A 23,045-nucleotide genomic window follows, 5' to 3' on the forward strand; every position below is an offset into this window, starting at 1 on the left:
CTCTCTTATGCTGTCAATTGAACAAATAATAGTTTATCCACTCATTTATTATCTGCTTCTATATTTCCAATATACAAAATCTCACCTATTCGTCCCGGTAAGCAATGGTTAACATGATGGCGATCTATAAAAGGATGATTTATGTCCTCCTATCCTTGTAAGCCATGACATAAATCGAGATACTGGTTAAAATTATAAAAACAACTGTATTAGAATATGATGTTAAATATGAATTTGATAAGAATTTTACCTTTTTTCCTGCTACTCATTCTCAGTGCCTGTGGTCAATCAGATGAGTTTGGCGAAGCCCAACTCACGCCAGAACAAGTATCCTTGGGCTTCTTCGAAGCAATTTACGTCGATCGTGATGTAGATAAAGCAAAAAAGTTTGTCTCTACTGATATCCAAGAGATCATGGATCACTACCATATTGCATCTGCGGTACAACGACATGTCTTAGGCTTATCCATGAAGCAAGTAACTATGTCTATCGATGAGATTGATATCGATTTCTTCCGTAAATTCACCGATGACGTAACAGTAGTGGTTAAAATGCAAGGATTGAAAGGTGGCAGAGATTGGATTGACGATCGAACTATTCGTCTGCATAAAATAGGTAATACTTGGGTTATTGTTGAAATATTAACTGAAAAAGGTCGTATTGAAGGTTGATATTGAATAGGCTTAAGTATTGTCTTCGCTTCATTGCACTATTGGATAGAATAGCTATTAAATTGTCATTCAATAACTGCTTAGCCATATTAAAGTAGTGTAATCAGTAATAAAAAAGCAGCCTAGGCTGCTATTTTTGTTTTTAGTGTCGGAGTTTTTTAATGTAGTGAACCAAGTGTCAGTACATCAATATGCTCGTTCAATCGTCTTACTCTTCGTCAGAAGGTAAAGACTCTAACACGTCATCTTTCACTTGATAGTAAGCATTTTCGTATTCATGAACTTCCATAATAACTCCAATCTTTTAGGTCGTTTTGTAGGTGTAGGCCTGTCTTTTTATTTACAGCAACAAGATGTTAAATCTTTAATATAGACAACATCTTGTTAATGCTGAGGGGATGACATTTGCCTTACAGAGAGAAGACTGACAATCACATTCTTCATGCTGTGGAGTATAACAATAGTCAGATCACAATCAAACCAAAATTACGAAAAACTTTCAGTTTTGTAGGTTTTTTATTGATATAACCTATAAAAACCCCATTTTCAGCAAAAATAAATGAAACACTTTCAGTTTTACATAAAAAAGCCGATGCATGGCATCGGCGATAATATTATTCTCAACAATTATATTTGGCTAATATGGTTCAATACTCGCTTTTCTGAAATAGGATAAGCAGTGCCTAGCACTTGGGCAAAACATGATACTCGATACTCCTCAATCATCCAGCGAGCTTCAATCAATGCTTCAGGTATTGCTTGTGAACGCGGCACTTTAGCTAATTGCGCCGTTAACGCCTCTTGTACTTTAGCAATGCTATGCATGTGTAATCGATCGCGTGTTGGGTCAACAGGTAGCTTATCGAGTCTATTTTCAATGGCTCTGAGATAACGGCTCACATCGGTTAAGCGTTGCCAACCACAATCCTCAACAAAGCCTTTATAAACCAGACTATCAAGTTGAGTTTGAATATCACTCATCGCAAAGGCAATATCCAGGCTAATTTTACCTTTTAAACGCTTCTTAACACGTTGATAAATAGTTAATATTTGCTCAACATTTAATGCTATTTGCTCAGCAGTTGGGTTAAGCTCTTGGCGAACCCAATCTTTTGCTTGCTCGAACTGCTGTTCATTGCGAATATCGAGTTGCTTTTTATCCAATAACTGCTGCACCGCGGCATTAATAATGTCTTCAATTAATATCTGCACTTGGCCGAAGGGATTAAAGTACATTGCAAGCTTAGCTTTATTAGGTAATGCTTGCTGTAAGTGCTTCACTGGCGAAGGGATATTAATCAATAACAACCGACGCAGGCCTACTCGATGATGGCGCTTAGCTTCGTGTTCATCATCAAATAGCTTGATCGCCACATCCGTTTTATTGTCTATTAAGGCAGGATACGCTTTTACTTCGTAATTGCCTTTACGCTGCTGATATTGAACCGGTAAATCACCAAACGACCAGCTAGTTAAAGCTTGTTGTTCAATGCCTTTATCAGCCACTTTACGAATAGCTTTGGCAACTACCCCTTGTAACTGACCTTTTAACGCTTCTAAATCACGGCCTTGGGCGACTAAACGACTTTGATCATCTTCAATCTTAAAGTTCATCTTAAGATGTTCTGTTAGTTGCGTTAAATCAAAATCATCAGCCGATATGCGCACGCCACTCATGCGCAGTAACTGTTTACACATAGAATTGAGCATCGACAACTCAAACGGTTTCATCGCTTGATAACATGCTCGGGCATAGTCTGGAGCTGGCACAAAATTACGGCGTAAATTTTTCGGCAGTGACTTGATCAACGCAATGAGTTTCTCTTGTCGTAATCCCGGTACAAGCCAATCAAAATCACTGTCGTCAATTTGGTTGATCAGTGCAACAGGAATATGTACAGAGACTCCGTCATCAGCGCTAGCAGGTTCAAAATGATAGCTCACCGTTAAGGCTAAATTCCCTTTGTGCCATATATCAGGGAAATCAAGCGCCGATATATGCTCGGCACTTCGCTGCATTAACAAGGCTTGGCTGTAATCAAGCAAATCAGGGGTTTGTTGGCGAGCTTTTTTCCACCACGCAAAAAACAACGGCGCGTTAAAAATACCTGCAGGGATCAAGGGTTCATAAAAATCCACAAGCACTTGCTCATCGACTAAAATATCTCGACGACGAGACTTATGCTCTAGTGTTTCAATGTCATTGAGTAGCTGCTGGTTATTTACAAAAAAAGCTTCTTTAGTCTGTAACTGCCCTTCTGCTAAGGCGCTACGAATAAAAATCTCTCGAGCTTCAATAGGCTCAATAGGCCCATATTGCACTCGACGGCGATTAACGATAGTTAAGCCATAAAGCACTTGGTTCTCAAGTGCGATAACACTTGCTGCTTTGGCTTCAAAATGCGGTTCAAGATAATTCTTTTTCACTAAATGGCTCGCAAGCGATTCCAACCATTCAGGATCAATTTTTGCGCAACAACGGGCAAACAATCGTGACGTTTCAGTCAACTCTGCGGCCATAATCCACTTAGGACCTTTTTTGGCTAAAGGTGACCCCGGAAACACAAAGAACTTACGGTTACGTGCCCCTAGATACTCGTTGTTCTCGCCTTTAAAACCAACATGACTTAACAAGCCTGATAATAATGCTCGATGTAACTTTTCATAACTGGCTGCACTGTCATTAATTCGCCATTTCAATTCATGAACAGCTTGTTTCACTTGAGTATATAAGTCTTGCCATTCACGCACGCGTAAATACGCGAGATATTCATCGCGACATTGTTTTCTAAACTGACTGGCTGACAACTCATGCTTTTGATCTTTAACGTGGTCCCATAACTTAACCCAACTGGCAAAATCAGAGTCTTTATCGGCATAGCGACGATGACACTCATCAGCGGCTTGTTTTTTATCCACAGGACGTTCACGCGGATCTTGGATAGATAAACCAGAGGTAATCACTAATGCTTCATGCAAACAGCCCAATTTGTTCGCTTCAATAACCATTCGAGCTAAACGAGGATCAAGTGGAATTTTAGCTAAATCTTTGCCCAACGGGGTTAACACTAAATCATTACCTGATTTCTTCACTGCTTGTAACTCTTCAAGCAATAAAAAACCATCACGAATGTGTTTTTGATCCGGTGGCTGAATAAATGGAAATCCGCCAATGTCACCCAAACCAATCGCCAACATGTGTAAAATCACCGAGGCAAGATTAGTCCGCAAAATTTCAGGATCGGTAAATTCCGGGCGCTGAATAAAATCCATTTCATCGTAAAGTCGAATACAAATACCAGGGCCTACACGACCGCAACGTCCTTGACGTTGATTGGCACTGGCTTGGGAAATAGGTTCTATCGGCAAACGTTGTACTTTAGTCCGGTAACTATATCGGCTTATGCGGGCGGTTCCGGGATCGATAACATAACGGATCCCAGGAACAGTTAATGAGGTTTCAGCAACGTTAGTGGCCAGTACAATGCGCCTACCAATGTGACTTTTAAACACTTTAGATTGCTCACCGTAAGAAAGGCGCGCATATAGTGGTAACACTTCAGTATCGCGATATTGCTGTTTATTGAGTAAATCAGCTGTATCACGGATCTCGCGCTCACCATTCATAAAAATTAATATGTCGCCGGGCCCTGCCGCCATGAGCTCTTCAACAGCAGCAAAAATACCATCGCTGACATCTAAATCTTCATCGCTATCGCGAACTAAAGGACGGTAACGCGTTTCAACGTCAAAGGTGCGCCCTGATACTTCAATAACTGGCGCATTATTGAAATGTTTTGAGAAACGGTCTACATCGATGGTTGCGGAAGTAATAATGACTTTTAAATCAGGACGTTTTTTTAATACTTGCTTTAGGTACCCTAAAATAAAATCAATGTTTAAACTGCGTTCATGCGCTTCATCGATAATAATCGCATCGTACTGGTTTAAAAATCGATCAGAAGTGAGTTCCGCTAACAAAATACCATCGGTCATCAGTTTGATATAACTGTTGTCGCTCAGAGCATCTGCAAAGCGAACTTTAAAACCAACAATATCACCTAAAGGGCTATTAAGTTCATCAGCAATACGGTTGGCAACACTACGGGCGGCTAGACGACGAGGTTGAGTATGGCCAATTAAGCCACGAGTGCCTAAGCCAAGTTCAAGACAAATTTTAGGTAACTGAGTCGTTTTACCCGATCCCGTCTCACCCGCGACAATGACCACTTGGTTATTGGCAATGGCAGAAGCGATATCATCACGTTTTTGTGACACAGGCAGTTCGTCTGGGTAATGAATAACCGGTCGAGACTGTAAGCGCAACTGCGCTTTGGCATAGGCTTGCTGCGCAGCTTCAGTTAACTGCGCTAACGTTTGGGATTTTTTTTCAGACTCGGCTTCTTTATTGACACGATACAAACGACGTCGAATTTTAGCGGCATCGGTTTGATAACAAAGATTGAGATACGCCTTAGATAGCGGGTGAAGGTCCGAATTCAAATCTGATTCCCTTGCTTACATCAAAAAAAGCGATCCTAGCAAGGAAAACAGCAGAATGGTATTGATTTCAACGATTGTTATATTGGAGATAAGTAACACTGTTGCATATAAATATTCATCGCCTTAAGTACATTCGTCCGATTAATCGTTCCAATGACTTTTCCTGCACTCACTACAGGATAAATCTTCGGTTTAGCGCCTAACATTTGATCCGCTAATTCCAATATACTTTCATCGGGCGTCACCGACAATACAGGGCTTTTCATGCAATCTTTTACTGTACTGGTCATATCGCAATGGTAACTGCTTTTTAGCATCACAGATAAACAATCTTGTTGAGATAGAAAGCCCACTAATTGACCGATATGATCAACAACCGGTGCACCATTTTTATTACTGGCGAGTAGTTTTTCAACCGCAATAGCCAGTGACATATCTGCAGTTAATAATACTGGATGCTTATCCATATAATCTTTAATTTTTATTGAATCCATATTGCCCCCTATTACACGCTAATTAACTACGTGTTTAATAAACCCCCGTCAAGCAATTCATAAGGAATCAACTCTCGGGTACTAACTTGATTAAGTTTAGTCAATAATGGCTCAGGAGATAGAAAATATAACCGATTGCACTAATCGGTTTACTAATCAATGGTATTAGCCCACTGCATTAACCACGTCATGAACTGACTTGATGAATCTATTTGATAAACCTAAGTCAATTCAGCGCAGTAATACTTACTTGTCACGCCAAATCATAACGGTTGCAGCTTGGCCTTTACTTCGTGTGGCGCGATACATCCCTTCGGTATTAAATGGTGTCGCGATATTGCCACGTTGATCAATCGCTATCACTCCTCCAGTTCCCCCTGCCGAGAGCAAGCGTTGATTGATGACCTCATCGGCCGCTTGAATAATCGATTTCTGTTGGTATTTGACTTTAGCGCATATGTCACCTGCCACTTGATAGCGAATAAAATATTCGCCATGACCCGTCGCTGATATGGCGCAAACACCATTTTCAGCATAGGTTCCAGCACCAATAACCGGTGAGTCACCAATGCGGCCAAAACGTTTTGCCGTCATGCCGCCAGTTGATGTTCCGGCGGCAAGGTTGCCTTGTTTATCAAGCGCCACTGCGCCGACTGTGCCGTATTTGTAGTTGGCAGGTAACTGGGCAACTGACGCCTGGTGATCACCACCATTTACGCGCTCAGCTTCAATGATGCTCGCTTTGGCATCCAGCAATTGTGCATAACGATGAGGCGTGTCGAAATGGCTATTAGACACCAACCTAAATTGTTGCGTTAATGCAAACTCCTCTGCCCCTTGGCCATATAGCATCACATGAGGTGATTTTTCCATCACTTTTCGAGCTAAATCAATTGGGTTTTTAATGTGTTTAACCCCCGCAACGGATCCAGCATTCATGTTGTTACCATCCATTACCGAGGCATCTAGTTCATGGCCGCCGTCAAAAGTATAAACCGCGCCAACACCAGCATTAAAAAATGGACTATTTTCTAACACATTAATTGCCGCTTGAACCGCATCAAGACTATTACCGCCTTTATCTAGCACCTTATAGCCTGTATCAACAGCCTGTTTGAGTTTATCGCGAATAGCTTTTTCTTGTTGAGGACTTAAACTGGCAGCAGAAATGGTTCCCGCGCCGCCATGGATGGCAATTGAAAAAGGCTTATCATCTGTGGCTGCACAGATATTTGCGGTTAAGCATAAACACACTGCAATCGTTAAATATAATTTATTCATGTTAGGCAAGTCCTTGAAAGTGGTTTATCTTTGTAACCATTTGTGGTTGTAATTTCAATCATATCCTTGCGACTTTTAGACTTTGTAGCGACAATAGTCATCATGATCACTTTTGGAAAAATTAGCTTAACTTGCCGACAAAACGCCTTAAATTTAGTCAGTTTCTATTACTTTCGTTGACCTTATTGATGTCAGGCTTTGTGCTGGCTGATAATAATTGGCTAACGATTAACGTTAATGGCGTTAACAAACAAATTGAAAATAATATTTCAGCTCACTTAGGTACCTTGCCAGATAATGATGTTCAACGCCGAGCTTTTTTATTCACAGTTGACGATAACACCCATGATGCGCTTGAATCTATGGGCTACTATCACGCTATTGTAGATATTGACGTTAACGAAAAAGACAATGGGCCTTGGGAGCTAAAGCTCGATATCACCCTTGGGGAACCAGTGATTATTCAGTGGGTTGATATTCATTTTCAGGGAGAGATGCTTGAAGACAATACTTTTTCGCTATGGCTTAATAGCCTAAAAATCAAACCTGGTGACACCTTAAACCACGGGGTTTACGATTCAATTAAATCACAATTAGTCACTCTGGCAATGGCAAGAGGATATTTTGATGGTCAATACACAAAATCAGAAATCAGCATTAATCGTGACTTAAATAGCGCCCAAATTAACCTCGAATTTGATTCAGGTAAGCGATATTTATTTGGTGATGTTGACTTTGAAGGTTCAACGCTTAATGACGATATTGTCGAAGCATTAATCCCTTTTGGTGCTGATGCGCCTTATGCCACGCAACTTTTGACTGAGTTTAATCGTAATTTGTTAGATACTGGTTACTTTAGTAATATCAAAGTATTGCCACAATTAGACAAGATTGAAACCGGTGTTGTGCCAATTAAAGTTGAACTAAGTCCTCGTCCTAGCCATCTTATTGAGGTCGGTTTAGGTGCTGATATTGGTAATAGTACCGAAAAAAGTATCGATCCTCGCGTGCGAGTGACTTGGCGTACCCCACAAATAAACCGCTATGGGCATTATCAAGAAACCAGTATGGAGTGGTCGCCTGAACGGCCGAAAATTTTAACTACCTATACGATTCCATTAACGCATCCTTTAGATGATCAACTAAAAATAAAACTAGGATTATTACGCGACACCTATGGTGTCACTCAAGATTATGATCCAGATAACCGTCAATTTAATAATACTGGGCAGTTAGAGTCTGAAAAATACATTATTGGCTTAACGCGTCAACGACGGTCCAAAAGTAATTGGCTGCATGGTTATTCCCTTGAATCCACAAGAGAGTTTTATAATCAACTCGATACAGATTACGATCCGCGATTTTATTTAGTAGGTTACAACCTCACCAAAACGGTTCGAGGTGACAATACCCTCGATCCTAAATCTGGCTATCGTCAAACATACAGCATTGAATATGCAGATCCATCTGTAGGATCGACTATTCGTCTCACTCGCTTACAAGCACGATTTAAATGGATAGAAACCTTATTTGATAAGCATCGGTTTGTTGCTCGCGTTGACTTAGGCGCCAATATTGCAAATGATAACGATATTGCCAACATTCCCCCATCACTGCGTTATTTTGCTGGTGGCGACCAAAGTATACGGGGTTACAGTTACCAAGAATTAGGGCCCTATATTGACTACACCAACAGTGAAGGCGGCTTATCGAGACAAGTGGTTGGTGGCCGTTTCTTGGCCGTCGGCAGCGTAGAATATCAGTACTATCTCACCCCTACTTGGCGCGTTGCTACCTTTGTCGATGCGGGTAATGCCTTTGATACACAGAAGTTTGAACCTGTGGTATCGGTTGGTGGAGGTTTACACTGGATATCACCGATTGGTCCAATCCGAATGGACTTAGGGTTTGGCTTAAAAGAAACTGAGACTGTTGCACGCTCGTTTCGTTTCCATTTAACCATGGGGACTGATTTATGACAGATGAGCATTCTGAGCAAGGTCAGCAGCCACAAGCGACCGCTGCCAATAATAATACCAAAACTAACCGTGCAACTAGCTTACCTGCACGCATTTGGCGCCAAATTAAGTTTTATACTCGGATCTTAATTTATGTACCTTTAGCATTATTGATGTTGTTTGCCGTCCTCATAGGCACGCCATTTGGCAGCAAAACAGCGGTGTTCTTGGTTAACCAATTGGTCAGTGATGTTGAAGTTGAATACGCTTCTGGCACCTTAAATGGCGATCTCACCCTTCATAGCATGTCATGGTCAATGCCTGGTATTAGCGTTAATGCTCAAAATGTAACATTGGAATGGGTGCCAACCTGTCTGATGAATAAACAGCTGTGTGTGACAAACCTAATGGCTTCAAGCATAGGAGTGAACATTGTCAGTGATAATATTCCTGCTGCAAAAGATGCGGATAAATCCACTGAGTTACCAGCCCCTTTTACTAAGTTTGAATTACCGATAAACATTAGCCTCAGCCAAGCAAAATTAACCCAGGTTGATATTGCGGTCAATAGCATGACATTTCATGCCGATGAGCTGTCGACTCAAGCTATTTGGAACAGCGCAGGCCTGATGGTTGAATCATTTACCAGCCAAGGCCTGATAGTTGATATCCCTGCAGCACCAGCATCAACCAAGCCAATCAATGTTCCAGTGGAGAGTATACAAACTGCACAAACGGTTGATGCAAAAGCGACAGCATGGCCACTAGCAAATTTACCACAAGTGTTTATGCCTTTTCCTATCGATGTTAGGCAATTTAATGCTACAGACAGTCTGCTCAAATTGGGTGAACGAACTGACCATTTTAGCCATATCGCATTGGCGGCCAGTTTTCGTCAATTTCAACTTGGAATAAGCCAACTCGACATTAAGCATGATGATGGTAATGTCAGTGTTAGTGGTGACATTGCTTTGCATGACCACTATCCGCTCGCATTAACACTAACAGCAAATGTCGATAATCTGCCTGAATTACCGGGGCTTAAACAGCAACAACTTAGCCTTGAACTTAGCGAAGACTTAAGCCAGTTACACATCGACGCCATTGCTAAGGGTGATAGCCATTTTAACCTCACCGCTAAAGTCGATCTCACGTCTCCTGCGCTTGACTACCAAGTAACACTGACCGACGCAGCTTTACAGTGGCCACTGAGTAACCCCTTGTACACCAGCAACATTAGCCGTTTTACCAGCAAAGGTGATAGTAAAGATCAAGTGGCACAGTTTGAAGGGCAGATCACCACGCCTTACCATCCACCTTTAACGGTAAGTGCTGATATTGTTAACGTTAAGCAAAAACTGACGGTTAATAAGCTGAAGGTGCAGTCGCTGGCTGGCAATGTGGAGCTAACGGGAGAACTGTCATATCAAGATAACATAACATGGCAAGCTAAGGTGTTTAGCGACAATATCCAGTTGCAATACATTGATTATATTAATCAGCAAAATCCAGTCAAAAGTAAATTCAGCGGTCATTTTAATAGTTCAGGCAGCCTTGCGGATAAACAATGGCAAGTGGCAATTGAACAGGCTAATTTAACAGGACGTTTAAATGGTTATCCATTGAATTTACAGGGCGATATTTCATTAAATCAAGATTTTGCAGTTAACGCGTCGAACTTACAAGCCAATGCCCTTGGCGCTCAGTTAATCGTCAACGGTCAAGCGGATCAAATCTGGGACATCAATGCTGAACTGAGTGTGCCAGATGTCAGCCAGTGGCTAACAGGCGCTCGCGGTAGTATCTTTGCTAAAGTAGATGTCAGCGGCAATAGTGCAGACCCTATCGTTGATGTGAACGCACAAATTAACAAGTTGAGCTACCAAGGTAGTAAAATTGATAACCTCAATTTACTCGCTAACTATCGTCCTTATTTACAACACCAATATCGAATAGAACTGCATAATAACAATCTTGTATGGAGTAGCTATAAACTGACAGATATTTCTTTTATCAGTGAAGGCAACCAAAGCAAACAGCAAAGTAAACTGAATACTAAAGGTGATTTGGTCGTCAATACTCAAATTAGCAGTAGTAGCAATATTGATAAACAACAATTTAATGCCACCTTAACCGAGTTCAGTATCAGTAATGTCCTTGGACAATGGCAACAAGATAAACCCATTACAGCAAACTGGGATCAACTTAACCATAGAGGTAGCATCAGCAGCTTCTGTTTAGTGCACCCACACAATAAATTATGTTTGATCAATGATGTTAATTTGGGCCACACTGGCCAAGCCAATATCACGCTTACGGGTAACCCAGGTAAAACCTTGGAGCCCATTTTATCTAAAAAAATCAACTGGAGCGGTGAAGCAGCGTTAACCAGTCAAGTTAATTGGGCCAAAGCTAAAAAGCCTACGGCCAATCTTCAATTTACACTCCTGCCCGGTAATATTAAGCTAAGCCGTACTAAAAACAACACCATTAGCATCGACTATCAGCAGCTGCTATTACAAGCGTCACTTGATGAGAAAAAAGTGACCAGTTCATTAAGTTTCGATTCATCCGGAATCGCCAGTTGGCAAAGTCAGCTAAGTGTTAATATCACTCCCGATCGTACCTTACAAGGAACGATTAATGTGAATGAGCTCAATCTCGCTCCCTTTGGAGAATTTTTCCCAAGACTTGAAACCTTAGAAGGCATGCTATCGAGCCGATTAATGTTATCCGGTACCCTTATGGACCCTAGTCTATCAGGTAATATTAAACTCAATGATGCAGCATTGGCCTTATCAACTAACCCGACATTGATTGATAAACTCTATTTATCACTCTCACTTGAAGGTCAGCAAGGGCAGCTCAATGGCCAGTGGCATATGGGAGATGGCCAAGTCACCACCCAAGGTACCCTAGCGTGGCCACAAGGTAAATTTAGTGGTGATATTGACATTAAAGGCAGTAACTTAGCTGTTATTCAACCGCCAATGGCAATCTTAAATGTCTCTCCAGATATTAATATGACCTTTGATGACCAACTGTTCGCAATAAAAGGCAAAGTGAATGTTCCCTCAGGACAAATAAAAATCACCCCATTGGCTGAAGGAGGCATAGCGGTATCAAATGATGTGGTATTCAATGATTCAGTGTCTCAACAAACGGTTAAAACCAGCCCTTACGCCATCACGGCCGACTTAAATATCAATGTAGGTAAAAACCTCACTATTGATGGCATGGGCCTCAAGGGTAAGCTAGAAGGTGACCTTGTACTTCAGCAACAAGCATTTAAACCACCGATGTTGTTTGGCGATATTAGAGTCAATAAAGGTACCTATAAGTTTATGGGGCAGACCCTAACGATCAATACCGGTGAAGTGCAATTTATTGGACCAACTGCATCACCAAATCTTAATATAGAGGCAACCAGAGAGATTAAGGAAAGCGATATAACCGCAGGTGTCAGAGTTACGGGGACACCAATGCGCCCTGTTGTAACCTTATTTTCTAATCCGGCAAAAGAACAAGCTGAGATATTATCGTACATTTTAACGGGTAAAGGCTTTACCAGTTCAAGTAACCAACAAAGCAACTCATTAATGATGGGGGCAGCGCTGAGTTTAGGCTCACAATTTGATGGTGGCGCAATGAATAGTATTGGCAGTACAGCGACAGGACTCATTGAAAAATTTGGTTTTTCTAATGTACAACTTGATACCAATGATGATGGAAAAGTAGCTGTGAGTGGCTATATTGGCGAAGACTTAATGATTAAATATGGTGTGGGCGTGTTTAACCCAGGGTATGAAATGACCGTGCGCTATTACTTATTTTCACAATTATATTTAGAAAGTGTATCGAGTACCTTAAGTCAATCACTGGATATCTACTATAGCTTCGAAATTGATTAAACTTTAGGGTTTAGGGTTGTAAAAAACAGACACAAAAAAAGCGCCCTTAGGCGCTTTTTTCAAAGCAAAAGTTAGACAAACATGAAGTCAATATGTTCAACTAATTGCTTGAATGCGTGACGTTGGATAGCCTTTGCACGAACTTTAACTTCTTTACCATCGACAACGATAGTTAAATCAGTTGTGTAAAAGTTTTCATTTAACTGGATGTTAATGATGTCTTTGTGTTCGAACGTGATTGATACAGGCTCTTTACCTGGACCATAAATTACTGCAGGAACTTTACCGGCATGACGTAGGCGGCGGCTCGAACCTTTCCCGATTTCTGTGCGGGTTACTGCGTTGATTGTGTAAGACATTAGTCACTCACTTAATAATTAATAAAGTATGAAGGCGTCATCATTCTCGACCAACGATGACTCAAATAAAGCGCGCGGATATTACCACAGCCATTATCAACCCACAAGAAGATATACCAATCCTATTAAATATGTGATCTTTCAGCGGGAGTTCAAAGTGCTATAGGCAAGACAGATGATTGAAACAAACAGTGACTCTCGGTAACAAGCTCCTGCGTAACTCACCCTCTAGCATCTGACCGCAATGGATGGTGGGAATGTCTTATTTTTAAAGCGCCTAAAGATGCCTAAAGGACTTTGAAACCTGAGAGACTCTGAACTGACCAGATATTCAATGAGATTTGTCTTATTAACCCCAACGTCTCACTGGACCACAATCAATGTGTACAAAGCCATCGCGAGGATAAAACCCAACACCGCCCAGCTTAAGAGACTCGGCGGCATCACGCAAATGTTTGGTTTTTACCCCAGGTAAAGCAATATCCATTGCCATGCCTTTCATGTGATAACTTTTCTTCGCTACGCCATTACTACGAGATGCGAGCATTTGGTTCGTTTTCGGTGAACGATAAGCGGAGATAACATGGATTTCATCTTGATTATCTAACGTAGCCTGCAATTTATACAAATATTCAAATAATCGTTTATCAATTGGTGCGGCTACATTTTGACGATGATCACGTAATACATGATCAAATTCAGTCAGTGTCGCTGATTGATATTGACCATCAACCCAAAAGCTTCCCTGACTTCTTTCACCGGTATGTAGATTATAAAAACGTAAATCTTTAACCCCAATAGTTGCACGACTTGCTTGGGCGGTATTAGGTAACAGAGTCACCACTGCGGCACCGCTTAAGCCTAATAATACCTGCCGACGAGTTAGACACTCAATTGTCATTTATACACCACTTTAATTATCTAAATTCAGGACTTATCAGCCTTTGAGGCATGATTTAATCTTCACAACACGATCGGATAAGTTGTTGTTTTTTTATCCAACTGGCGAATAAATTAACCATTAATGCTCATAAATGCAAGTCTGGCGCTGTTGCGTGAGATTAAAAACACGCACGGTAATATAAGAGTGTGATATTGCTCAAGTGCTTAGCAGCAAAGTGAGCAGCCATTAACTTTACTTAATTAACTGATAATGCCTGCACAATATCTTTGCTGGCGCCTTGATGGCTTAATAAATTGACCGCTGCCTTTGGAGTTAACTGATAAATGTCATCACGATACTGAATAACATATTGCTCATCCACCCAAGCACGCCAATAGACCATGTGCACGGGTAAAGATGCAGATAAGGCAAACCATTGGGTTTGAGTATAATTAGACTGTAAGCGATTCCAGGTTCGTTTATCGATAACCAAATGGTTGACAAACCAGTCGGCTAATTGCTGTACCTTTTCAATGCGGACACAACCTGATGATAAATCTCTTTGTGATTTTGAAAATAGCGTTCGATTGGGGGTGTCATGCAAATAGATACTTTGATCATTATTGAAATGGAATTTATATCGGCCTAAAGCATTATCACCTCCAGGACGCTGCACGACTCGATAAGGAAAGCGCCCTATTGCTGCTTGCTGCCATTGCTCCGCAGTTTTATTAACTATATTACCTTCATAATCAAACACATCAAAATGCTTGTCGGCAAAATAGTCACCATAGTGCCTTATTTGCGGCAAAATATCTTGGCGTAAAATCTGTCGAGGTACCGTCCAAGTAGGATTGATGATGATATTTGAAATTTGCCCTGTCATCAGCGGAGTCGGCCGGTACGGTTTACCCACGATAACTTTCGATGACAATACGACCTGATTATCATCCACCAATACCATTTGAAAAGCAGGAATATTAATTAACAAATAAGGTTGAGGCAATTGACTTAAATATGCTGTTTTTTCAACAAAGCTCTTTGCTAATAAAGAAGCCAGTTGAAGCGGAGTTTGATTTAACCAAAATAAGGTCTTTGGACCAATCACGGCGTCAGGTTTTAGCCCATGGCGAGACTGAAAACGTTTAACACTTTCCGCTGACGCGGGTTGATACACAACTTCATCAGCAAGTAATTCGCTGGCATCACCTAATAGCCACAAACGTTGGTTGATTAACTTAATATTGGGATCGCTATCGCCAGGGCGAAGCAAGGCATCAACTGTGATAGCTTGCCAATCTTGAGTTTGCGATAACCACATTAACTTGCGTAGCGCATTTATGACGCTCAGGTAATCATCGACGGCAGGTTCCAGTGCGATATTTTTTTCAAGCAACGAGGCCGAACTCTCGATTGCATCAAATGCGATAGGCACCTTTTTATTACGCCAAAAAGTGGCAACACTTTGCTGAATGAGATCGATATATTCTAATGACTTTGCAGCTGACTCTGATTGTAATATTGCTAAATAGTGTGCTCGCTGCGCATTAGGTTCAGCCAAATACTGTAATTGCAGATTTTGAGTTAAGTTAGGATATATATCATCAGTATCGGCCAAAACAAATGACGATATACTCCAAAGCAATATGGCTACTATGCTCACATTTATAGACAGTTTATGTTTACTGAACATACTCTTCCCCATTAGCGACACCCCACGATACTGTCATGTTTATGACATAAGTGAAATGGGTATAGTCATTATGGCAAATAATAACGCGCTTTGAATGAACGAAACATTTAAGCAACAAAAGTGAATACTAAAATATTACCTCTGTGTATAAAAGTTAATCGTAAATATAAAAAGTAACCACTTAACATTAATTTATGAATACACAACTAGGAAGGTCGATATTGAATTGTTATAAGAGGGTTTTGAAGTACTTAAGTTATAGAGACTGTCATGAATAAAAAGCAACTCATCCAATCAATGGCCAATAAAATGGACCAACCTCAAGCTCAAACAAAGCAACAACTTGAACAGATCCTAGCCATTATTCATCAAGGTTTAGCTGAAGGTGAGAAAATCTACATTCCACAATTTGGCACGTTTGAATTGCGTTTTTACTTACCTAGAGTAGGCCGTAATCCACAAACGGGTGCAGCCATAGAGATTGACGGATTTAATCAACCCAGCTTTAAAGCGTCGCCAACATTAAAAGCGCTAATCAACAATTAACTGAGGCACTAGAGATTAAAAGCCGAGGTGCTAGAACGCTTCGAAGCTAGAGGCTATAACTGAAGTAGCTAAAGGGCGATATGCAGGCTGTTGAATGCAAATACCACTGAAGTCAGCGTTAAAACCTTATAAGTCTAAGTACTAGAGTGTTTAGCAGCTATAGGCTATAACTCTGTAATATTCAGACCTCAAACGCTCTTATAGCCGCGTAGCGGACTAGTAGGATGAAGTCCGCCCTAGCATCTAGGCTCGTTCGCTCTTATCGCCCTCACCTTCTTTTGCGTTTGTTACCCTTAACTACCAAATTACAGACGTAAAAAAGCCCCAACATAAGTTGAGGCTTTTTTACACCACTCTCTATTACTAGAGATTATAATGGTACCCGAGGCCAGACTTGAACTGGCACGCTTATTCAGCGAGGGATTTTAAATCCCTTGTGTCTACCGATTCCACCACTCGGGCAAACTGAGCGTGTTTTGATAAAAATATCAACTCACTTAATTTGTTATTACGTAAGGTAAACCAAGCTGCTTTCGCGTCCGGCTTAACTTGGGGCACACTTTACTGATTTTTTTGAGCCAAGCAACTAAAATTTTCATTACATCAAACTGAACGCTTTAAAAAACGTCAATCCGATGTAAAATCCAACAAAACAAAGTGCTTAGCACAATAAATAATTAATTTGCTCTTACTGGTGTTAAGCCTTTACTGCGATTAGTTACCGCTTCTTCAATCTCAAAACCGGCTTCACTCCACACTTGAGCTTCTTCAACATTAAAGGCTTCTTTGGCCCAAGTCGTTGCCGTATCTAACGTGAAGTTTGCTTTTATCCAACCATCAGATTCTGCAGGTCCAAAGCCTCTGACACGCCAATTTTGCGCTTGGGTTGAATCAAACCCTATCGCTTTCCATTGACTGATCTCACGCTCAGACATACCTTGCCAACTCGGTGCAGATGCGCAAGCTACTAGTAACAAGACCAATAAACCAACCAATACTTTTTTCATACATTCCTAATCATTAGTATTAACGCCGCAGCGCATAAATTGTCGAATAACAGCTCAATAGGCCGTAAATTTTGAGAATCATATCTGAGAAAAAACTTTTGACAAGTAGGTGAGCAATATATAATTTTTATCAATAAAAATTAACAAAAAAGGCCGCTTTCGCGACCTCCTATAAACAAAGCAAAACTGATGTATTAGCTACGCTGACGCGTTGGTTTGCCGTGATTACCCACCACTTTATGCTTATGAACTGCACGGCGAATTTTAGCACTTTTCACTTTAGAACGGGCAACACTGTGTTTGTCCGAGCCTAAAATTGAACGTGTCTCAGGTTCTAAACCAGCAAGTTGACGTAAGTAGTTCACTTGGTCAATTGGCAGTTCAATCCAGCCACCACGAGGCAATGTTTTTGGCAATTCAACTTGACCATAACGCACGCGGATTAAACGGCTAACTTGTACGTCTTGAGACTCCCACAAACGACGCACTTCACGATTACGTCCTTCGCGAAGGGTAACATGCCACCATTGATTGATGCCTTCGCCGCCCGCAGCTTTGATGGTATCAAACTGGGCTGGGCCATCTTCTAAGGTCACACCGGTACGTAAACGCTGCACTGCAGCCTCTGGCACTTCACCAAAAGTACGCACAGCGTATTCACGCTCTACTTCATTAGACGGATGCATTAAACGATTAGCTAATTCACCATCACAGGTAAATAATAGTAACCCTGAAGTATTAATATCTAAACGCCCTACCGCAACCCAACGAGCATCACGCACTTTAGGTAAACGTTCGAACACGGTAGTACGACCTTCAGGATCTTTGCGCGAGCAAATTTCACCTTCAGGTTTATGGTATGCCAGTACACGACAAATAATGTCGTCAGCTGATTTTAATGAGACGGCACGGCCATCAATACGTATTTTGGCATCAGCCTCAACACGATCACCTAAACCAGAAATTTCACCGTCAACACTAACTCGGCCTGCAGCAATCCATGCCTCCATCTCACGACGGGAGCCATGGCCTGCACGGGCCAAGACTTTCTGCAATTTTTCACTCATTAGCGGGACTCTTTAAAGAAGTTTTATAAAAAACAAAAGGTTAATTACTCTTGTTTTATTGTCTTTTTAGGATTGTACCCGCCTATGGCGCATACAATTAGAAAAGTGCGTAGATTATACGCTGAATGGGGCTGGTGAGCAAAAAATACCACAGTTACATTCAACTAAGGATAAGAGATAACTGAAACGCAGCAAAATCAATCTATGCTATGTCATCAATATCAAGCTGGCGATTGGTTTGCGAACAAGACCAATGGAGGCGTAAAAGCTGACCGATTTTGAGTCAGCCATTGTTGATAACAGAAATACATTAAGCAGCCTGCTGTACAACGTCGCTAATGATAGATTAATGCCTTCAAAAAGGCTGCTGGCACTATTGCATCAGCAGCCTTAATCAATCAAATAGCATTATTGATCGATCAGCGAGTCACATTAAGGTTAAACACTAGGCTATACATAACGGGCAACACCACTAAAGTTAATAGTGAAGCAAAACCTAAACCAAAGATGATGGTAATCGCCATAGAACCAAAAAAAGCATCACTAATTAAAGGGATCATACCCAACATGGTGGTAATCGCAGCCATCATAACAGGGCGAACACGACTCACACACGAATCAACCAGTGCAAATCCAGCCTCTTTCCCCTCTTCAAGTTCAAGATTGATTTGATCAACCAACACTATGCCGTTTTTGATCACCATCCCAGACAGGCTCAACAATCCAAGTAATGCCATAAAGCTAAACGGAGCATCAAATATCAACAACCCTGCAGATACACCAATAACCGCCAACGGTACCGTAAACCAAATGACCAAGGGTTGTCGTACAGAGTTAAACAGAAACACTGTGATTAAAAACATCGCTAAATAACCCATGGGAATTGAGCTAAAAACAGCTGTTTGCGCTTCGCCTGCCGATTCAAACTCCCCGCCCCACTCCAAGCGATAACCGGAAGGCAGTTTAATCGCCTCTATTTTATGTCTAACTTTTTTGTGCACTGAGTCTGCAGTTTCGTTAGAGCCCAATTTAGGATCTGCCAAGACAGCCAACATACGAATACGATCACGGCGCATCACCAAAGGGTTTTCCCATTCAGTGCTGAACTCACTGACGACTTGCGTTGCTGGGACAAAGGTATTGTTCTCTGTACTCCAGATTTGCATCTTCCATAAACTATCCGCTTGAAGCCGTTCTGCTGCTGGTGCACGAGCAACAATCGGTAATAGATGGCTGGTTTCACGGTACAAACCAATTTGTTTACCGCTAAAGTTAACCAATAAGGCATTATCTAAGTCTTGCTTACTGATGCCGGTTTCACGTGCTTGAGCATTTTGTAATTGTGGACGGATGAGTGGCACTTGGTTGCGCCAATTGTGGCGAACACCGTCCATTGTCGGTTCGTTTCTAAAAATACTTTCCGCTTGCGCGGCTAAACTGCGCAGCACTTGAGGATCTTCGCCATAGAAACGCGCCTCAATTTTCGCCGCTGGTGATGGACCATTCTCCATATTTTTTAAACGGTATTGTGCTTGGGGAAAATGGCTATTTAACAACTGTTCAACTTGGGGCATATAAGCCTTAACGGCTGCTAGATCGCGCATTTCTACGATAAGCTGAGCAAAGGCTGGATAGCCTTTTTCAGGCTGATAAGGTAACACAAAACGCTGGGCACCCTGACCGATGACAGATGTCAGGTGCACTAACCCGCTGTCATTAAGCTCACTTTCTTGCAGTAGCTTTTTCTCTATTTCGCCAGTAAATCGTTCCGTGGCTTTAATGTCTGTCCCTTCTGGCATCCATACATCAACAAAAAATATTGGCGTATTTGATGCGGGAAAAAACACGTTCTTAATGTGACCAAAGCCTATCACTGCGGTGACTAACATCGCCAACACCACTGATAATGTCACTAGACGAAAACGTAATACAAAATACAGAAAACGACGATACGTGGTAAACAACCAGCCTTTATAAGGGTCTACCTGTTCAGCTTGTGGTGAAGCCTCTTTGAATAACAAATTACAGAAAAATGGCGTTAAGGTGATTGCTGTAATCCAACTAATAAACAAAGAAATCATTAACACTTGAAACAATGAACGACAAAATTCACCGGCCGCATTTTGTGACAAACCAATTGGCGCAAAGGCAATGATGGCAATCACAGTTGCGCCTAATAATGGCCACTGAGTTTGCGATACCACTTGCTTGGCTGCTTCAAGACGAGTTTTACCACGCTGTAAGCCAATCAAAATACCTTCGGTGACCACAATCGCGTTGTCGACTAACATACCTAAGGCAATGATCAGCGCCCCCAGAGATATCAACTGCAATTCAATGTCCAATACCTTCATTACAATGAAAGTACCTAAAATAGTTAACAGCAGAATTAGGCCCATCAATAGTCCAGAACGCAGGCCCATAAATAATAATAATACTGCGATGACAATCGCAATCGACTCTAAAAGGTTAATCAAAAAACCTTGTACGGTATGATCAACCGCAGAGCTTTGGTTATAAACCGTATCAAGGCTCATCCCTAACGGCCGTTGCGATTCAAGTTCAACTAAACGCTCGCTCACACGCTTGCCCACATCAACAACGTTTACGCCGCCTGAAAACGCAATACCTAACGATAATGCCGCCTCACCACTATTGTGATAAAGCACATTAGGGGTCTCGTCATAGTCTTTTTCAATATTGGCAATATCTCCAAGGTAAATAAGTTCAGTACTGCCCGGTGAACTGACGACTAAACGAGACAACTCCTCTACAGAACTAAACTCACCAGTGGGATGTAAACGGATACGATTATCACCAATCACAATGCTGCCAGCATTAGACACCACGTTTTGATTGTTCACTAATCCATAGATGTAACTTTGATCTAAACCAAGCGCTGACAGTTTCTGCTGTGAAATCTCAATCACCACTTGCTCTGTCACATCACCTACAACAGAGACTTTTTTTACCCCGGGAACAAGCACCAACTCACGGCGTAAATAGTCGGAATAGTTGCTCAGTTCTCGGTTACTAAAATCGTTGCCTGACAAGTTCAATAAAATACCGTATACATCACCAAAGTCATCAATCACTTGTGGCTTAGCGGTACCAGGTGGTAAGCCCCCTGTGGTGTCATTTACTTTTCGACGCACCTCATCCCACACTTGGGGTAAGCGATGTTTGTCATAATTGTCTTTAATCTCAACCTGAATTTGTGATAACCCAGCACTGTTGATAGAAGTGATGTGTTTAATGCCATCAAGCTGCTGCAACGCATCTTCAAGCGGCAAGGTCACTTCTTCTTCCACTTGCTCAGGCGATGCACCAGGATAGGCGGTGATCACTAGCACTTGTTTAATGGTAAATTCTGGAAACTCTAATTGTCCTAGTCCCGTAAAAGCCACACTGCCACCAATAAGCAGTAAAAATACAAACATCCAGCTAATCACTTTATGATTAATGGAATATTCAGCAACATTCATCAACTACACTCCCCGTTGCCAGCGTAATGGCTTCACTTTCATGCCTGCAGATAATTGCGACAATCCAGCAGCAACAATAACGTCGCCTTTTTGCAAACCACTCAACACTTCAACACCATCTGTGCTTACGCGACCAAGCGTCACTTTCACCGGATTAATGTCACCGCTATCTGGCTGATAGCGCCATACTGTCACCTCACCTGTTTGATCTTGTTTGTCTACAGCAGAAATAGGCACAATCGCAGTAAAGCCTTGTGGTGATTCGTTGAGCGTAGCTAAGGTTAATTCAGCACTCATGCCTGGCAGTAATTGCACATTGTCAGGTTGTGGTAATGAAAACACCACTTCATAGGCTTGGGTGCCCGGCGTCACTTGGGTTGAGTATTCTTTAAATTTGGCATCAAACGACATGCCCTCTACTGCGCTAAAACGTACTTTTGCCGCTAAGCCATTGGCAATATCTTGAGTTAAGACTGCTGCCATAGCTTCAGGCACTTGAATAGTGACATCAAGCAAATGATTATTTTGCAGGGTCATTACCCCTTGGTTTGCCTGAACAATTTGGTGATTATCCACTAGTCGCTTAGCAATGGTGCCATTGAATGGTGCTTCTAAACGGGTATAACTCACTTGGTCATTGGCTGCTGCTAGCGCTGCTTTAGCCGACTTAAGTTGGGCTTTACTGCTGTCAAATAGTGCTTGGGAAATCAGTTTACGATCGAGTAGCGTTTGATTACGGCTAAAATCGGCCAGCAACAAATCGTACTCAGCTTCACGCGTCATTAAATTATTACGCGCATCGCGATCGTCTAATTGAGCCAGTAAAAAACCTTGTTTAACCTGCTGCCCTTCCACAAGATCCAGTCTGACAAGCTGACCTGAAATCCGAAATGATAATTGTGCTCGACTGTTGGCTTCAACTCTGGCAGGAAATTGGCGAATAGTATTGCCTGAAGATTGCGCGACCTCAAACAATTTAACGGGGCGTACAAGCTCTTCTTGTACGGCGCTTTCGACAGGCGTACAACCAGCTAGAATAGTAGAAATAAGCAATGCCAACGGCAATGTTGAGCGATATTTCATCGATTATGTTCCTTGGTAACAGAGATTTAAACTGACGTAATGACAACATCATCATCTCTTTTTGAGATGACAGTTAATTTACAATTGGTTCGAACAATACGCT

At 41.6% G+C, this 23,045-nt stretch carries 14 protein-coding genes and 1 tRNA gene; 4 read left to right on the forward strand and 11 right to left on the reverse strand.

Features of this window, described 5'->3' with window-relative positions; all coding sequences use genetic code 11:
• Positions 1 to 237 precede the first annotated feature (237 nt).
• The gene (locus GW828_RS09985) at positions 238 to 672 is read left to right on the forward strand and encodes a DUF4878 domain-containing protein (RefSeq protein WP_182741254.1); all 435 of its coding nucleotides are present in this window, start codon (positions 238 to 240) and stop codon (positions 670 to 672) included.
• Positions 673 to 1,299: 627 nt separating this feature from the next.
• Here the strand turns inward: GW828_RS09985 and hrpA are convergent.
• The 3 genes from hrpA to GW828_RS10000 form a co-directional block, all read right to left on the reverse strand.
• A complete protein-coding gene (gene hrpA / locus GW828_RS09990) occupies positions 1,300 to 5,175 on the reverse strand; it encodes an ATP-dependent RNA helicase HrpA (protein ID WP_273057398.1) in 3,876 nt (1,291 codons plus the stop codon).
• Positions 5,176 to 5,252: 77 nt separating this feature from the next.
• On the reverse strand, positions 5,253 to 5,669 hold the full coding sequence (locus tag GW828_RS09995; protein ID WP_124016507.1) for a CBS domain-containing protein: 417 nt from the start codon (positions 5,667 to 5,669) through the stop codon (positions 5,253 to 5,255).
• 246 nt (positions 5,670 to 5,915) lie between these two features.
• Complete coding sequence (locus GW828_RS10000; RefSeq protein ID WP_273057400.1) at positions 5,916 to 6,950, reverse strand: isoaspartyl peptidase/L-asparaginase family protein; 1,035 nt, start codon at positions 6,948 to 6,950, stop codon at positions 5,916 to 5,918.
• 188 nt (positions 6,951 to 7,138) lie between these two features.
• On the opposite strand from GW828_RS10000, the gene GW828_RS10005 reads away from it, so the two are divergent.
• Both GW828_RS10005 and tamB read left to right on the forward strand, forming a co-directional pair.
• Entirely contained in the window at positions 7,139 to 8,929 is a 1,791-nt protein-coding gene (locus tag GW828_RS10005; RefSeq protein ID WP_273057534.1) for an autotransporter assembly complex protein TamA, read from the forward strand.
• Complete coding sequence (gene tamB, locus GW828_RS10010) at positions 8,926 to 12,819, forward strand: autotransporter assembly complex protein TamB (RefSeq protein ID WP_182741241.1); 3,894 nt, start codon at positions 8,926 to 8,928, stop codon at positions 12,817 to 12,819. The genes GW828_RS10005 and tamB overlap by 4 nt, the downstream gene beginning before the upstream one ends.
• A gap of 71 nt (positions 12,820 to 12,890) precedes the next feature.
• Here tamB and rplY read toward each other — a convergent pair whose 3' ends face one another.
• The 3 genes from rplY to GW828_RS10025 all read right to left on the reverse strand — a co-directional run bounded on the left by rplY (position 12,891) and on the right by GW828_RS10025 (position 15,754).
• Positions 12,891 to 13,178 carry a 50S ribosomal protein L25 gene (gene rplY, locus GW828_RS10015; protein ID WP_124016504.1) on the reverse strand — a complete coding sequence of 96 codons (288 nt, stop codon included), beginning with the start codon at positions 13,176 to 13,178 and terminating at the stop codon, positions 12,891 to 12,893.
• Between the two features lie 349 nt (positions 13,179 to 13,527).
• Entirely contained in the window at positions 13,528 to 14,079 is a 552-nt protein-coding gene (gene mepK / locus GW828_RS10020; protein ID WP_124016503.1) for a peptidoglycan L,D-endopeptidase MepK, read from the reverse strand.
• 238 nt (positions 14,080 to 14,317) lie between these two features.
• Complete coding sequence (locus tag GW828_RS10025) at positions 14,318 to 15,754, reverse strand: L,D-transpeptidase family protein (protein WP_182741242.1); 1,437 nt, start codon at positions 15,752 to 15,754, stop codon at positions 14,318 to 14,320.
• A 270-nt stretch (positions 15,755 to 16,024) separates the two neighbouring features.
• On the opposite strand from GW828_RS10025, the gene GW828_RS10030 reads away from it, so the two are divergent.
• A complete protein-coding gene (locus GW828_RS10030; protein ID WP_182722230.1) occupies positions 16,025 to 16,300 on the forward strand; it encodes an HU family DNA-binding protein in 276 nt (91 codons plus the stop codon).
• 376 nt (positions 16,301 to 16,676) lie between these two features.
• Here the strand turns inward: GW828_RS10030 and GW828_RS10035 are convergent.
• From GW828_RS10035 to GW828_RS10055, 5 genes are all read right to left on the reverse strand, one after another.
• Positions 16,677 to 16,762, reverse strand: a tRNA-Leu gene (locus tag GW828_RS10035).
• A 215-nt stretch (positions 16,763 to 16,977) separates the two neighbouring features.
• Positions 16,978 to 17,307, reverse strand: coding sequence for a hypothetical protein (locus tag GW828_RS10040; protein WP_182741243.1), 330 nt, complete (start codon positions 17,305 to 17,307; stop codon positions 16,978 to 16,980).
• A gap of 194 nt (positions 17,308 to 17,501) precedes the next feature.
• Entirely contained in the window at positions 17,502 to 18,374 is an 873-nt protein-coding gene (rluB, locus tag GW828_RS10045) for a 23S rRNA pseudouridine(2605) synthase RluB (RefSeq protein WP_124016499.1), read from the reverse strand.
• Positions 18,375 to 18,793: 419 nt separating this feature from the next.
• Positions 18,794 to 21,859: an efflux RND transporter permease subunit gene (locus GW828_RS10050; RefSeq protein ID WP_273057403.1), complete on the reverse strand. Its 3,066-nt coding sequence runs from the start codon at positions 21,857 to 21,859 to the stop codon at positions 18,794 to 18,796.
• A gap of 3 nt (positions 21,860 to 21,862) precedes the next feature.
• On the reverse strand, positions 21,863 to 22,942 hold the full coding sequence (locus tag GW828_RS10055) for an efflux RND transporter periplasmic adaptor subunit (RefSeq protein WP_182741245.1): 1,080 nt from the start codon (positions 22,940 to 22,942) through the stop codon (positions 21,863 to 21,865).
• Between the last annotated feature and the right edge of the window lie 103 nt (positions 22,943 to 23,045).

The organism is Shewanella vesiculosa (assembly GCF_009994065.1).
Taxonomy (GTDB): domain Bacteria; phylum Pseudomonadota; class Gammaproteobacteria; order Enterobacterales; family Shewanellaceae; genus Shewanella; species Shewanella vesiculosa.

What these genes read in the sequence shown, in the direction of transcription:
- GW828_RS10040 (WP_182741243.1), bottom strand. Translation starts at nt 17,307, where the DNA reads ATGAAAAAAGTATTGGTTGGTTTATTGGTCTTGTTACTAGTAGCTTGC.
- mepK (WP_124016503.1), bottom strand. Translation starts at nt 14,079, where the DNA reads ATGACAATTGAGTGTCTAACTCGTCGGCAGGTATTATTAGGCTTAAGC.
- GW828_RS09995 (WP_124016507.1), bottom strand. Translation starts at nt 5,669, where the DNA reads ATGGATTCAATAAAAATTAAAGATTATATGGATAAGCATCCAGTATTA.
- GW828_RS10030 (WP_182722230.1), top strand. Translation starts at nt 16,025, where the DNA reads ATGAATAAAAAGCAACTCATCCAATCAATGGCCAATAAAATGGACCAA.
- GW828_RS10005 (WP_273057534.1), top strand. Translation starts at nt 7,139, where the DNA reads ATGTCAGGCTTTGTGCTGGCTGATAATAATTGGCTAACGATTAACGTT.
- rplY (WP_124016504.1), bottom strand. Translation starts at nt 13,178, where the DNA reads ATGTCTTACACAATCAACGCAGTAACCCGCACAGAAATCGGGAAAGGT.
- GW828_RS10050 (WP_273057403.1), bottom strand. Translation starts at nt 21,859, where the DNA reads ATGAATGTTGCTGAATATTCCATTAATCATAAAGTGATTAGCTGGATG.
- GW828_RS10025 (WP_182741242.1), bottom strand. Translation starts at nt 15,754, where the DNA reads ATGTTCAGTAAACATAAACTGTCTATAAATGTGAGCATAGTAGCCATA.
- GW828_RS10000 (WP_273057400.1), bottom strand. Translation starts at nt 6,950, where the DNA reads ATGAATAAATTATATTTAACGATTGCAGTGTGTTTATGCTTAACCGCA.
- GW828_RS10055 (WP_182741245.1), bottom strand. Translation starts at nt 22,942, where the DNA reads ATGAAATATCGCTCAACATTGCCGTTGGCATTGCTTATTTCTACTATT.
- rluB (WP_124016499.1), bottom strand. Translation starts at nt 18,374, where the DNA reads ATGAGTGAAAAATTGCAGAAAGTCTTGGCCCGTGCAGGCCATGGCTCC.
- tamB (WP_182741241.1), top strand. Translation starts at nt 8,926, where the DNA reads ATGACAGATGAGCATTCTGAGCAAGGTCAGCAGCCACAAGCGACCGCT.